Origin of the sequence: Saccharomonospora halophila 8 (assembly GCF_000383775.1) — a bacterium.
GTDB classification, from domain to species: Bacteria; Actinomycetota; Actinomycetes; order Mycobacteriales; family Pseudonocardiaceae; genus Saccharomonospora; species Saccharomonospora halophila.
This window is the reverse complement of record NZ_KB912503.1, coordinates 38,203-50,865: the sequence shown is the minus strand read 5'-3', so window position 1 is coordinate 50,865 and position 12,663 is coordinate 38,203. Positions and strand designations below refer to the sequence as shown.

10 protein-coding genes, 1 tRNA gene and 2 pseudogenes are annotated in these 12,663 nt (G+C 69.6%); 4 read left to right on the top strand and 9 right to left on the bottom strand.

Annotated elements, in window-relative coordinates:
- Nucleotides 1–187, top strand: a pseudogene (locus tag SACHA_RS25990) (RNA polymerase sigma factor SigF); the annotation flags it as partial.
- On the opposite strand, the gene smpB reads toward SACHA_RS25990, so the two are convergent.
- The 7 genes from smpB to SACHA_RS0105415 form a co-directional block, all read right to left on the bottom strand.
- On the bottom strand, nucleotides 168–638 hold the full coding sequence (gene smpB / locus SACHA_RS0105445; RefSeq protein ID WP_019807792.1) for an SsrA-binding protein SmpB: 471 nt from the start codon (nucleotides 636–638) through the stop codon (nucleotides 168–170). The pseudogene SACHA_RS25990 and the gene smpB overlap by 20 nt on opposite strands.
- Nucleotides 639–702: 64 nt before the next feature.
- Nucleotides 703–1,599 carry a permease-like cell division protein FtsX gene (gene ftsX, locus SACHA_RS0105440; RefSeq protein ID WP_019807791.1) on the bottom strand — a complete coding sequence of 299 codons (897 nt, stop codon included), beginning with the start codon at nucleotides 1,597–1,599 and terminating at the stop codon, nucleotides 703–705.
- A gap of 95 nt (nucleotides 1,600–1,694) precedes the next feature.
- Nucleotides 1,695–2,384, bottom strand: a complete 690-nt coding sequence (ftsE, locus tag SACHA_RS0105435) for a cell division ATP-binding protein FtsE (protein ID WP_019807790.1) — start codon at nucleotides 2,382–2,384, stop codon at nucleotides 1,695–1,697.
- Nucleotides 2,385–2,516: 132 nt separating this feature from the next.
- A complete protein-coding gene (gene prfB, locus SACHA_RS0105430) occupies nucleotides 2,517–3,623 on the bottom strand; it encodes a peptide chain release factor 2 (protein ID WP_019807789.1) in 1,107 nt (368 codons plus the stop codon).
- Nucleotides 3,624–3,731: 108 nt separating this feature from the next.
- Nucleotides 3,732–4,232, bottom strand: coding sequence for a PadR family transcriptional regulator (locus SACHA_RS0105425; protein WP_028662913.1), 501 nt, complete (start codon nucleotides 4,230–4,232; stop codon nucleotides 3,732–3,734).
- A 157-nt stretch (nucleotides 4,233–4,389) separates the two neighbouring features.
- A tRNA-Met gene (locus tag SACHA_RS0105420) sits at nucleotides 4,390–4,466 on the bottom strand.
- A gap of 214 nt (nucleotides 4,467–4,680) precedes the next feature.
- A complete protein-coding gene (locus tag SACHA_RS0105415) occupies nucleotides 4,681–7,653 on the bottom strand; it encodes a UPF0182 family protein (protein WP_028662912.1) in 2,973 nt (990 codons plus the stop codon).
- Between the two features lie 172 nt (nucleotides 7,654–7,825).
- On the opposite strand from SACHA_RS0105415, the gene SACHA_RS0105410 reads away from it, so the two are divergent.
- The gene (locus SACHA_RS0105410; RefSeq protein ID WP_019807784.1) at nucleotides 7,826–8,476 is read left to right on the top strand and encodes a PPA1309 family protein; all 651 of its coding nucleotides are present in this window, start codon (nucleotides 7,826–7,828) and stop codon (nucleotides 8,474–8,476) included.
- 10 nt (nucleotides 8,477–8,486) lie between these two features.
- Here the strand turns inward: SACHA_RS0105410 and SACHA_RS0105405 are convergent, their stop codons facing one another.
- Nucleotides 8,487–9,500, bottom strand: coding sequence for a YlbL family protein (locus SACHA_RS0105405; protein ID WP_028662911.1), 1,014 nt, complete (start codon nucleotides 9,498–9,500; stop codon nucleotides 8,487–8,489).
- A gap of 323 nt (nucleotides 9,501–9,823) precedes the next feature.
- Here SACHA_RS0105405 and SACHA_RS0105400 point away from each other — a divergent pair, with 323 nt between their 5' ends.
- Nucleotides 9,824–11,266 (top strand): zinc-dependent metalloprotease, encoded by a 1,443-nt coding sequence (locus SACHA_RS0105400; protein ID WP_019807780.1) that lies wholly within the window; start codon nucleotides 9,824–9,826, stop codon nucleotides 11,264–11,266.
- 117 nt (nucleotides 11,267–11,383) lie between these two features.
- On the opposite strand, the gene SACHA_RS26495 is transcribed toward SACHA_RS0105400, so the two are convergent.
- Nucleotides 11,384–11,902, bottom strand: a complete 519-nt coding sequence (locus SACHA_RS26495; RefSeq protein WP_028662910.1) for a M48 metallopeptidase family protein — start codon at nucleotides 11,900–11,902, stop codon at nucleotides 11,384–11,386.
- 364 nt (nucleotides 11,903–12,266) lie between these two features.
- Here SACHA_RS26495 and SACHA_RS24955 point away from each other — a divergent pair.
- A pseudogene (locus SACHA_RS24955) lies at nucleotides 12,267–12,663 on the top strand (hypothetical protein); the annotation flags it as partial.

Here is a 12,663-nt window from a genome sequence, read left to right as displayed (position 1 = left end):
CGCCGAGGAGGTCTTCGAGGGGCTGGAGGCGGGCAACGCCTACCACTCGATGTCGCTGGACGAGGTGCTCTCCGCCGACACCGAGAATCTCGCGCTGGGGGACACCCTCGGCGAGGAGGACGCGGCGTTGGCGGGGGTCGAGAACCACGAGACGCTGCAGCCGCTGGTCAAGCAGCTGCCGGAGCGGCCATGGCCCGCTCGATCTCGCGCTGCGCGTCCCGCTTGGCCAGCGCCTGGCGCTTGTCGTGCACCTTGCGCCCCTTCGCCAGCGCCAGCTCGACCTTCGCCTTGCCGTCCCGGAAGTACAGCGACAACGGCACCAGGCTGTAGCCCGACTCCTTCGTCTTGCCGATCAGCTTCTCGATCTCGCGCCGGTGCAGCAGCAGCTTGCGCTTGCGCCGGGGTTCGTGGTTGGTCCACGTCCCGTGGCTGTACTCCGGGATGTGCACGTTGTGCAGGTAGATCTCCCCGCCGCTGACGGTGGCGAACGAGTCGGCCAGCGACGCCTTGCCCGCGCGCAGGCTCTTGACCTCGGTCCCGGCGAGCACGAGACCGGCCTCGTAGGTGTCGATGATCGAGTAGTCGTGCCGCGCACGGCGGTTCGACACGATCACCTTGTGACCGACTTCCTTGGCCATCCTTCGACTCTATCCCCTCGCGTGTCCTCCGCCGCCACCCGTACCGGCGAGGGCGGTGGCGAAATCAGTGCCGCACGTAGAGGCGCAGGGTGATGTACCCGGTCACGGCGGAGATGACGACCGAGGTCGCCAACAGCACCGGGGCGACGTGGATGCCGATGTCGAACAGTCCGATCGCCGGGATCGCGCCGACCTGGTCGACCAACCGGTCGAGCACGGCGTACTTCAGCCCGACGAGGCCACCGATCGCCAGGAACGCACCGAGCACCCCGGCGACGACCGCCTCCAGCAGGAACGGCAACTGCGTGTACCAGCGGGTCGCGCCCACCAGACGCATGATGCCCACCTCGGTGCGCCGGGTGAACGCCGAGACCTGGATGGTGTTGGCGATCAACAGTACGGCGGCCGTCGCGGCGATCAGGGCGACGAGGAAGGTGCCGTTGCGGCCCTCGTTGAGCAGCCCGAGGAACCGTTCGAGGAACTTGTTCTGGTCGTTGATCTTCGAGATGGCCTCGTCGCCGCGGTACTCCTGCACGATCACGTCACTGCGCTGCGGATCGAACAGTTTGACGTGCAACGACGCGGGCAACGAGTCCGGCCGGGCCAGCTCCATCATGTCCGGCTCACTCTTGAAGATCTCCTGGAAGCGCGCGTAGGCCTCGGAGCGGTTCTCGTAGGAGACCGACTCGACCGCCGGGTCGGTCTCCAACGACTGCCGCAGGGACGAGCACGCCGGCGTCGTGCAGTCCTCGTCGTTCGCGCTGATGTCCTCGTTGAGGTAGACGGTGACCTCGACGTCGTCGAGGTAGTTCGCCTGCATCTTGTCGATGGTGCGGACGAACAGGAGGCCACCACCGAACATCCCGAGCGAAATGGCGGTGGTGAGGATCATCGCGACGGTCATCGTGACGTTGCGGCGGAGACCGGTCACGACCTCGCTGAGGACGAAGCTGGCGCGCATCTCAGGGACGTTCCTTGGGTTCGGGTGGCCGGGGCGGGCGGTGCTGTCGAAGGGAAGGGCGGGGTGCCGGAGGGCGGGATGCCGAAGGCCGGGGGTCAGCGTCCGACGCCGTAGACGCCTCTCTTGTCGTCACGGATCACGCGGCCGTCATCCAGTTCGACGACCCTACGCCGCATCGAGTCCACGATCGAGTGGTCATGGGTCGCCATCAGCACGGTGGTTCCGGTGCGGTTGATGCGTTCCAGCAGGAGCATGATGTCCTGGCTGGTCTCCGGGTCCAGATTCCCGGTGGGCTCATCGGCGAGCAGCACCAGGGGCCGGTTGACGAACGCCCGCGCGATCGCCACCCGCTGCTGTTCACCGCCGGAGAGCTCGTGGGGCATCCGGTCCGACTTGCCGTCCAGGCCGACCAGCTCCAGAACCTCGGGCACGACCTTGTCGATCGTGCGCTTCGGCTTGCCGATGACCTCAAGCGCGAATGCGACGTTCTCGGCGACCGTCTTGTTCGTGAGCAACCGGAAGTCCTGGAAGACACAACCGATCGTCTGCCGCAGCCGGGGGATCTTGCGCCGGGGCATCTTGGCGACGTCGAAGTTCGACACCGACACCCGACCCTTGCTGGGCACATCCTCCCGCAGCAGCAACCGCAGGAACGTGGACTTGCCCGAGCCGGAGGGGCCGATGACGAAGAGGAACTCGCCCTTGTCCACGTCGACCGTGATGTCCTCCAGGGCGGGACGCGTCGAGGTCTTGTAGACCTTGGAGACGTTCTCGAGCCGGATCACGGTCGGCCATCTTACAGTCGGCCGACGTGAAACCTCGGTTGCCTCCGCACCCGACTCCGCGCACCGGGGGCGGCGCCCCTCCCGCCCCGGACACCGTGTCCGGCGGGCCCGGGAGCGCGCCCGCCGACCTGTTCAGTTCGCCTCCGCCTGTTGCTTGCGCCACCGGATGCCCGCGTCGAGGAAACGGTCGATCTCGCCCTCCAGCACCGCCGTCGGGTTGCCCGTCTCGTACTCGGTGCGCAGGTCCTTGACCAGCTGGTACGGGTGCAACACGTAGGAACGCATCTGGTTGCCCCAGCTCGACCCGCTGTCCCGGAGCGCGTCCAGCTCGGCGCGCTCCTCCTCCTTCTTCCGCTGGAGCAGCTTGGCCTGCAACACGGACATCGCCACGGCCTTGTTCTGCAGCTGGGACTTCTCGTTCTGACAGGACACCACGACACCGGTCGGCAGATGGGTGATGCGCACGGCCGAGTCCGTGGTGTTGACGCTCTGCCCACCGGGGCCCGAGGAACGGTAGACGTCGACCCGGATGTCCTTCTCCGGGATCTCGACGTGGTCCACCTCGGCGACCTCGGGAAGGACCTCGACGTGCGCGAACGACGTCTGCCGCCGGTTCTGGTTGTCGAACGGGGAGATCCGCACCAGCCGGTGGGTGCCCTGCTCCACCGAGAGCGTGCCGTAGGCGTAGGACGCCTCGACCTTGAAGGTCGCCGACCGGATGCCGGCCTCCTCGGCATAGGAGATGTCGTAGATCCGGGTCGGGTAGTTGTGCCGCTCCGCCCAGCGCAGATACATCCGCAGCAGCATCTCCGCCCAGTCCGCGGCGTCCACGCCCCCGGCCTCCGAACGGATGGTCACCACGGCGTTGCGCTCGTCGTACTCGCCGGACAACAGCGTGCGGACCTCGAGTGCGTCGATCTCTTTGGTCAGATCCGCCAGTTCGGTATCGGCTTCCGCACGGCTCGCGGCGTCGCCCTCGGCCACCGCGAGCTCGTGCAGCACACTCAGGTCGTTCACCCGCTGGCGCAGGTCGGTCACCTTACGGAGCGCGGCCTGCTGATGCGACAGCCTGCTGGTGACCTTCTGCGCGGCGTCGGGATCGTTCCAGAGGTCCGGGCGCGCGGCCTCCTGTTCGAGCTCGGCGACCTCCTTGCGCAGCGCGTCCAGATCCATGACGGCCTCGACCTGGGTGAGCTTGCCGCCCAGGTCCTTGATCGCAGTTTCGAAGTCGACACTCACAACTGACAAGGTTACGGCAAAACACGCGGCCACTCGTCGGCGGCCGTATCAGCGTGTGGGCACGCCGGTCCGACGGGTCCGACGGGGCGGCCGTCCACAGGAGCGTGCTCAGCTCGACGAGATCGAATCGACGAGCTTGAGCGCGGCACGGGCATAGGCCTGGCCGAACTCCGCGACGGCCTTCTCCACCGGGTCACCGGCGGCCTTGACCGCGGCCTTGGCCTCGTCAAGCTCGATCTTGTAGGTCTCCCGGGCGGTCTCGAAGAGGTTCGCGCGCTGCTTCGGCGTCAGGACACCCGCGTTGACCACCCGCAGGATGAGGGGGCTGCGCAGATGGTCGGCACCGGGATCGGCCGTGACCCACGCCTTGAAGGCCCGCTTGCCCGCGGCGGTGAGGATGTACTGCTGGCTGGAGCGCGGCCCCTGCTTGCCCAGCCGGAGGTATCCCTCCTTGTGCAGGGCGGGGAGCTCCCGGTAGACCTGACTCCGCGTGACGCTGAAGAACGTGCCGAACCGTTCCTCAGCCGCCGCGACGAGCTCGCCGCCGGTGGCGGGGCCGTCGTGGAGCAGACCAAGCAGTGCTGCGGCAGTCGCGTTCAGATCGGACACGCTCTTCACCGTGCCACGAATCCGTCGTTCTGTCCACAGTGGCCCGGGCCAGTGGTCCACAATGGAACAGGTGGTTCACCTGGCGCACCCGGTCGGCCACCGGCCGTACCGGACACAGAATCAGGGCCCGAGCGCTCGGCCCGGGCCCTGATTCACGTGGTAGCGGGGACAGGATTCGAACCTGCGACCTCTGGGTTATGAGCCCAGCGAGCTACCGAACTGCTCCACCCCGCGTCGGTGTGTTTTCCACTGTACCCTACCGTCCGGGTGACCCTCGCAGGGGGTCCCTTTTCCGGTGGGCCCCGGCGGGAGGCGTTCACTCCTCCGTGCCGGTGAAACCCACTCTACGCCACGCCCTCCGGCCGGTGCAAAGCGGGGGTCCCGCACGGCGAATCACCAGGTCACCCCCGGTGTCCCGGCGCCGGGGCGCCGGGACACCGGGGGGCCCTCAGCCGCCCGAGTTCTGTGCCTGCTCGTACCGCCGCGCGGCCTCGTCGAGCTCCTGCAGCGCCTCACCCTGGGCGTTGAAATCCCCGTTCTGCTGTGCCTGCCGCAGCTTCTCCAGCGCCGCCTGGATGTCGGCGACCGCCTGGTTCACCTCGGGGCTCTGGCTCTGCCCGTCCTGCGGCGGCTGCTGTCCCTGCTCGGGCGGCGGCTGCTCCCCGTCCTCCGGAGGTGTCTGCTCCTGCTGGTCCGGTGAACCCTCCGAACTGTCCCCGGTGCCCTCCGCGGGGCCGGTGGCCGCCTCGCCGGTGCCCTCTCCGAACACCTGGTCCAGCGATTCGCTCAGCGTCGAGGCCACCCCGATGCGCCCGTCGAACGACACCAGCACCCGCGCCAGCTGCGGATAGCTCTGGTCCTGGCGCTGCTGGATGTAGACGGGCTCCACGTAGAGGAAGCCGCCCGCGACCGGGAGGGTCAACAGATTGCCGTAGATAATGTTGACGCTCTCGTTGCCCAGCAGGGTCCGGTCCTGGGTGAACTTCGGGTTGCTCTGGAAGGCGTTCTGGACCTGGATCGGCCCTTCGAGCTGCTGCCCACCGCTGGTCGGCAGCTTGAGCACGGTCATCTCCCCGTAGTTGTCCGGGTGGGACGACACCGTCATCCAGGCCGCGAGGTACTGCCGCTCCAACGGTGTCAACGCGCTGGTGAGCTGGAACTGCGGCCGCTTCTGCCCGGGCGCCTGGGCGTACAGGTAGTACGGCGGCTGGTTGGCCACGTTCTGGGACGGGTCGGTCCCGCCCTCCTCGGTCGGGTCCTGCGGCACGTTCCAGAACGTCTGCGTGGAGTAGAACTCCTGCGCGTTGCTGACGTGGTACTTCGTCAGCAGTTCACGCTGGACCTTGAAGATGTCGTTCGGGTAGCGGAAGTGCTGCCGCAGCTCGTCGGTGATCTCCGAGTGCGGGTTCACCATCCCGGGGAAGATGTCCATCCACGTGTCGAGCACCGGATCCTTCTGATCCATCTCGTACAGCTCGACCGTGCCGTCGAAGGCGTCGACGGTGGCCTTCACCGAGTTGCGGATGTAGTTGATCTGGTTGTCCTGCTGCCGCGGCACGCCGGTCAGCGAGTCCTGCGTCGCGTCCCCGAGCGAGGTCCGCTGCGCATAGGGGAAGTTGTTCAGCGTGGTGTAGCCGTCGACGATCCACTTGATCTCGCCGTCGATCACCGCCGGGTACGGGTCCTCGTCCACGGTCAGCCACGGGGCCACCTTCTCGACCCGGTCGGCGGGGTCCCGGTTGTACATGATCTTCGCGCCGTCGCTGATCTGTTCGGAGAACAGGATGTTGCGCTCGCCGTACTGGGCCGCGAACACCGCGCGATTGACCATGCCGTCGATCGGCACCCCGCCGGCGCCGTCGTAGAGATAGCTGCGGTCGTTGGCCGTGTCGTACTCGCCCGGCGCCTTGCCCTCGGTCCCGCCGACGATCGCGTAGTCGGTGGCCAGTTCCCCGAAGTAGATCCGGGGCTGGTCCACCTGGATACCGGCGCCGTCCGGGTCCTGGGTGTCGCTGGTCCGCGCCAGCGGATACCCGCCGTCGCTGTTGCCGTCCTCCAGCGCGCGGTCGATGGTGTTCGCCGGCGCCGCGACGAACCCGTTGCCGTGCGTGTACACCAGGTGGCGGTTGACCCAGGTGCGCTGGTTCTCGGCCAACCCGTCGGTGTTGATCTCCTTGGCGGCGACGACGTAGGCCTGCTTCTCGCCGTCCACCTCGTAACGGTCGATGTCCAGCTTCTCCGGGAACCCGTAGAAGTTCTCCCGGCCGACCCGTTGGGTGAAGGTCGGGCTCAGCACGTTCGGGTCGAGCAGCCGGATGTTCGGGACCGTCCCCGTGTCGTTGCGGACCTCCTGGGAGGTGGGGTCCGTGTTGCCGGTGTAGTTGTTCTGCACGTTCATGGTCTCTTCGTCGAGATTGAACGCGTGCTTGGTGGCCGCCATGTTGTGCTCGATCGAGGCGGCCTCCTTCTCGTTGGCGTTCGGCCGCACCGAGAACTGTTCGAGGACGGCGGGCCAGGCCACGCCCAGCACCAGACCGGACAGCAGCAACAGCACCAGCCCGATCGCGGGCAGTTGGATGTTGCGCAGGAACGCGCCCGCGAAGAACGTGATCGCGATCAGGATCGAGATGATCAGCAGGATCAGCTGTGCCGGCAGCACGGCGTTGAGGTCGGTGTAGGAGGCACCGGTGAACAGGTCGTTGCGGTTCGACCACAGCAGCTCGTAGCGGGCGAGGAAGTACTCCGCCGCCTTGAACAGCACGAACACACCGACGAGCACGAGCAGGTGCACCTTCGCCGGGCCGGAGATCTGCCCTCCACGACCGGCCAACCGGATTCCGCCGAAGAGGTAGTGGGTGGCCGCCGCACCGAGGAACGACACGACCAGGGCGACGAACAGCCACCCGAGCAACCACCCGTAGAACGGCAGGCTGAAGGTGTAGAAGCTCGCGTCCATGTTGAAGACGGGGTCGGTCCAGCCGAACTCGGACCCGTTCAGGAACAACTGCACGACCCGCCAGTTGGCCTGGCCGCTCGCACCGGCGATGAGACCGACGAGCACCGGGACCCCGATGCCGAACAGCTTCGCGCGGGCGCTGACCAGGGTCCGGTACCGCGCGAGCGGATCCTCGGTGCCGGACACCGGCACGAAGATCGGCCGGAACCGGTAGGCGAGCCACAGATTCAGCCCCAGCAACCCGCCGACCAGCGCGCCGGTGGTGACGAACAGCGCGATGCGGGTGAACAGGATCGTGCTGAAGACCCCGCGCGCATCGACCTCGCCGAACCACAGCCAGTCGACGTAGGTGTCGAGCAGCCGGGCACCGAGCAGGAGCAGCAGTACGACCGCGGCGGCGACGGCGAGCAGCACGCGGGCGCGCCGGGACAGTTTCGGCAGACTGGCAGGAGGCCGGGTGGCCACTACGCACACTCCCCGTAATCGAACGGATACTGGCGGGGCGCCGACGCTCGCAGCGTCCCTGCTGACGGCAGCGTCCCTGTTCACTCAACTCTACGGTTAGGCGCCCGGGTTCCCGAACCCCCCCAAATCGGGCGTCCGCGCGGGCGGCGCGGCCGCCTGCGAGGATGGTGCCATGAGCGACAACGAGGAGCGGGCGGGTTCGGCCAGGGTAGCCGCGTCGGCACGCGAGGTCGAGGAGTTCGTGGCCGCGGGGGGCTGGAATCAGCCGACCCGGTTGTTCGCGCTCGTGGCGACCGCCGAGATCCTGCGGCAGCAGCCCGAACTCGCCGCGCAACTCGACCCGGACAGCGAGTTCACCCCGGTCGCCCAGGAGGAGCTGCCGGAGGGCGACCTCGCCGAGGCCCTCGGACGGATCGCCTGGCCGGACCTCGTGCAGGGCTGCGCACTGGCACAGGAGATCGTCGTGCTGCCGCCGGAGGCGGAGTCCGAACTGCCCGACGTCGGCGGTTCCGACGGGGCGGGCACGGACGGAGCGGGCACGGACGGGCGGGACCCGGACGAGGAGGACCTCGAACGGCTCCGCCGCGCCGCGGCCGATCACCCCAGCAGGACCGAGGCCCGGCTGGTCGCCGCCGTGCTACGGGACGGCGAGGCGTCCTGCGTGCTGCGTCTGCGTGGGGTCCAGCCGCCCGCGCGGACCCCGTCGGGTGACCCGGCGGACGGGGCCGACCGTGCGTCGGTGGAGGGGACCGACGAGATCGTCGAGCATCCGGACCTCGCCCCGAACCTGGTTCAGGCCCTGCGGGCGACGTTCCAGCCGTGAGCTGCGCGGGTCAGCCCGCGCAGGACGGCACCGGCTCCCCGGCCTCCAGTGCCTCGAGCGCACGGATCGCGTCGTCGAGGGTGGACACCTCGATCAGCCGCAGGCCGTCCGGTGCGGCGGCGACCGCCTCGTCGCAGTTACCGCTCGGCACGAGGAACGCGGTCGCCCCGGCCTCGTGGGCCGCGAGCAGTTTGAACGAGATCCCGCCGATCTCCGAGACGTTGCCCTGCGCATCGATCTCCCCGGTGCCCGCGACGCGGGCATCCCCGGTGAGGTCGTCCCGGGTCAACCGCTCCACGATCGCCAGCGCGAAGACCAGGCCCGCCGACGGCCCGCCGACGTCGTGGTCCAGGGCGATGTCGATCTCGAAGGGGACCTCGGCGTGTCCGGTGGGCACGAAGCCGACGAAACCCTGCGGGCGTCCGTCCGGCCGGTTCGCCAGTGTCACCGACTCGGTTCGTTCCGGGCCGCCCTCCCGGCTGAAGGTCAGCGAGACCCGCTGACCGGGCCGGGTGTCGGACAGGGCCTCGTACACGTCGGCGGTGTCGGAGACCCGACGCCCGTCGACCGCCAACAGCCGGTCACCGGGCGAGAGCACGCCGTCCGCCGGACTGCCGTCGGTGATCCGGTCGACCCGGACCTGGACCGGATGTCCGAGCTCCCGCAGCGCCGCGACCTCCGCGTTGCTCTGGGAGCGCCGGAACTGCTGCAGATTGCGCTGCCGAACCTCCTCGTCGGTCTGTCCGGGCCGGAAGTAGTTCTCCCGGGGAGCCAGTGCGAACCGCCCGCTCAACCACAGCCCGAGCGCCCCGAACAGGGTCACGTCGTCGTTCAGCGAGACGGTGGTCATCCGGAGCTCGCCGTCGGAGGAGTAACTGGTCTCCCCGTCCACGGTGACGATCTCCTGTCCGTCCACCGTGCCCAACGTGTCGTAGGTCGGCCCCGGTCCGAGGGCGACGTAGGGAACCCGCACGAAGGACCCCACCAGGGCGAACACCAGCACCAGAACGCCACTGAGCACCAACGTCCACCCGCGGCGGGACAACCGCCGGGCGTCGCCCCGGGAGCTCTCCCCGTCCGCGCCGTGTTCCGGCGCCGCCTCACCGGATCCCGGCACCGCCTCGCCGGATCCCGGCACCGCCTCGCCGGGTTCCGGCACCACGTCGGAAGGACCGTCGGCTTCCGGGTGACGGGCCGGTGTCTCCCTGTCCGAAGGTTCACTCACGCGGCCCAGCGTACGGTGACCGACATCGTGCCCGACGTGGGCGTCACCGCACGCCGTCGGCGAACGCCGCGGCCACGCCGTGGGTGGGTACGGGGCGCCCCGACCAGCGTACGGTGGGGGTTATGAGCAATCCACCGTTCGGCTTCGGTCTCCCCGATCCCGACAAGGGCCCCGAGAACGACCCGTCCGGGCAGGGCGGACAGTCCGGTTCGGGCGCCGACGCCTTTCAGCAACTGGGGCAGATGCTCAGCCAACTCGGGCAGATGCTCAGTCAGACAGGCAGTTCGTCGGGCCCGGTGAACTACGACCTGGCCAAGCAGATCGCCGTGCAGCGTCTCGGCGGCGAGAGCCGGAGCCGGATCGGGTTCACGACCGAGGACCAGTCGGGGGACGCGGCCGTGCGGGACGCGGCGCATCTCGCCGAACTCTGGTTGGACGAGGCGACCATCCTGCCCGCGGGTGCGTCCAGCACGGTGGCGTGGTCGGCGCGGGACTGGATCGACCGGACCCTGCCGACCTGGCAGCGTCTGTGCGATCCGGTCGCCCGGCAGGTGTCGAACGCCTGGACCGAGGCGCTGCCGCAGGAGGCCAAGCAGGCGGCGGGGCCGCTGCTGTCGATGGTCGGGCAGATGGGGGGCATGGCGTTCGGCTCGCAGCTCGGCAACGCCCTGGGTGGACTCGCCTCCGAGGTGCTGACCTCCACCGACATCGGGCTGCCGCTCGGGCCGGAGGCCACCTCGGCGCTGGTGCCCGCGAACATCGAGAAGTTCACCGAGGGCCTGGAACGGCCCAACAGTGAGGTGCTGGTCTTCCTCGCCGCGCGGGAGGCCGCGCATCAGCGGTTGTTCGCGCACGTGCCCTGGCTGCGGCAGCGCCTGCTCGCCACGGTGGAGGAGTTCGCGCAGGGGATCTCGGTGGACACCTCGGCCCTGGAAGAACTCGCCGGAAAGATCGATCCGAGCAACCCCGCGGGCATCGAGGAGCTCATGTCGTCCGGCCTGCTGGAACCCCGGACGACCCCCGAACAGCAGGCCGCGCTCACGCGGCTGGAGACGCTGCTCGCTCTCGTCGAGGGCTGGGTCGACGTCGTGGTCGCGGACGCGATCGGCAACCGCCTCCCCGGTGCCGACGCGCTACGGGAGACGTTGCGGCGCAGGCGCGCGACCGGCGGCCCCGCCGAACAGACCTTCGCCACCCTGGTCGGGCTGGAACTGCGACCGCGCCGGATGCGGGCCGCCTCGGAGCTGTGGAGCGAGGTCGGCTCCCGCGCGGGCACCGACGCCCGCGACAACCTCTGGTCGCACCCGGACCTGATGCCGACCGGCGACGACCTGGACGACCCGGCCGGCTTCGCGGAGCGGCTCCGCACCGGGGGCGCCACCGGCGATGACCTCGATCCGATCGCGGAGCTCGAACGGACCCGCCGGGCCGAGCAGGAACAGGCGGAGCGGGACGAGGCGGGTCCGGACCGGACCCGGCGGGACCAGGACGGTCCGGCCGACGCCGCACCCGACGACGACCGGGACCGCCACCGGCGCGAGGACGACCCCGGCACGGACGGCTGAGCTCCGGGGACCGGGTCGTCCGTGCCCGCCCGTCGTCCGGGGCGGCACAGTCGTCCGGAGCAGCTCAGTCGTCCGGGGCAGCTCAGTCGTCCGGGGCAGCTCGGTTTCCGGAACAGCTCAGTCGTCCGGGGTCGGTGTGCGCGGTCCCTCCGCCGACGACAGGCCCTCCAGGAAACCGATGGCGCGTTCGGTCTTCGGATAACGCCGCACCAACGCCCAGAATCGCGCGTTGTGCTCGGCGACCCGGAGATGGGCCAGCTCGTGGACGAGAACGTAGTCCAGCACCCAGGACGGCACGGTGCGGAGCCGCTCGCTGACCCTGATCGTGCGGTCCCGGGGGGTGCACGACGCCCACCGCGTCCGCATGGGGGGCACCCACCGCACGCTGGCGGGTTGTGCGGTGCCGTCCAGATAGCGCCGGGACAGCTCCGTGCAGCGGAGGAGCAGCGCCTCGTCGGAGGCCCGGGCCGGCGCGGCACGCCTGTTCTCGGTGCGTCGGAGCTTGCGCTGCATCTCGGCGATCCAGTGCCGTTCCTCCGACTTGGTCATGGTGGCGGGGATGAGCACCACCAGCGTGTCGCCGTCCCGGTAGGCCGTCACCGTCCTCCGGCGGCGGGGGCTGCGGCGTACCTCCACCTTCTGGTCGGCACCGTCCGGGTCGGCGCCGTGGTCGGCCCTGTCCAGGTCAGTACCGTGGTCGGCCCTGTTCAGGTCGGCTCGTTTCCGCGCCCCGCGGGAGCCGCCGTCGTCCGAACGCCGGTCCTGCCGGGGCCGGGCCGGCTGACCCGACCGCCGCCGGGTCGACTGTCGTGAGGACTCGTCCCGACCTCTGAGTGAGGGAACCCGTGCATCGGCCACGTCCCCCACAGTAAGGCCGGACTCCGACAACGACGAGGCATACAACATCACACCCCGGAAGTTGTCCACACCCGCGAGCCGGCTGTGGACAACTCCGGTCACCGCGTGTGCGACCGCGCGCCGCCGGCCGCACGCTGTGCGCATGACGACCAGCACAACCGTTCCCGACCTCGCACCACCGGACCTGCCACTGCCGCGCCGCCCTCGACTGCTGCCCGGACTGGAGGTGGTGGACCGCCGTGCCGACGAGCTCCAGATCGGCCTCGATCCGGCACGCGCCGTCGTGGTGACCGACCTCGCACCGGTCCTCGTCGACATCCTGCGCACCCTGGACGGGCGGCGGGGCCTGTCGACCCTGTTCGCCCAGGCGACGGACGCGCACGCGGGCAGGTTGCACGCGGTACTCGCCGATCTTCTCCGGCGGGGGCTCGTCGAGGACACCGCCCCGACGGGCGGGCGTGGCCGACAGCGCGGTCCCTGGCCGGGTATGGCGGGAGTCTCCCGCGGGCGGGCCGACACCCCGCCCCGGCGCGCGTACG

Coding starts and splice junctions, on each gene's coding strand:
- smpB (WP_019807792.1), bottom strand. CDS start 638: ATGGCCAAGGAAGTCGGTCACAAGGTGATCGTGTCGAACCGCCGTGCG.
- ftsX (WP_019807791.1), bottom strand. CDS start 1,599: ATGCGCGCCAGCTTCGTCCTCAGCGAGGTCGTGACCGGTCTCCGCCGC.
- SACHA_RS0105410 (WP_019807784.1), top strand. CDS start 7,826: ATGAGCGACAACGAGGAGCGGGCGGGTTCGGCCAGGGTAGCCGCGTCG.
- SACHA_RS0105400 (WP_019807780.1), top strand. CDS start 9,824: ATGAGCAATCCACCGTTCGGCTTCGGTCTCCCCGATCCCGACAAGGGC.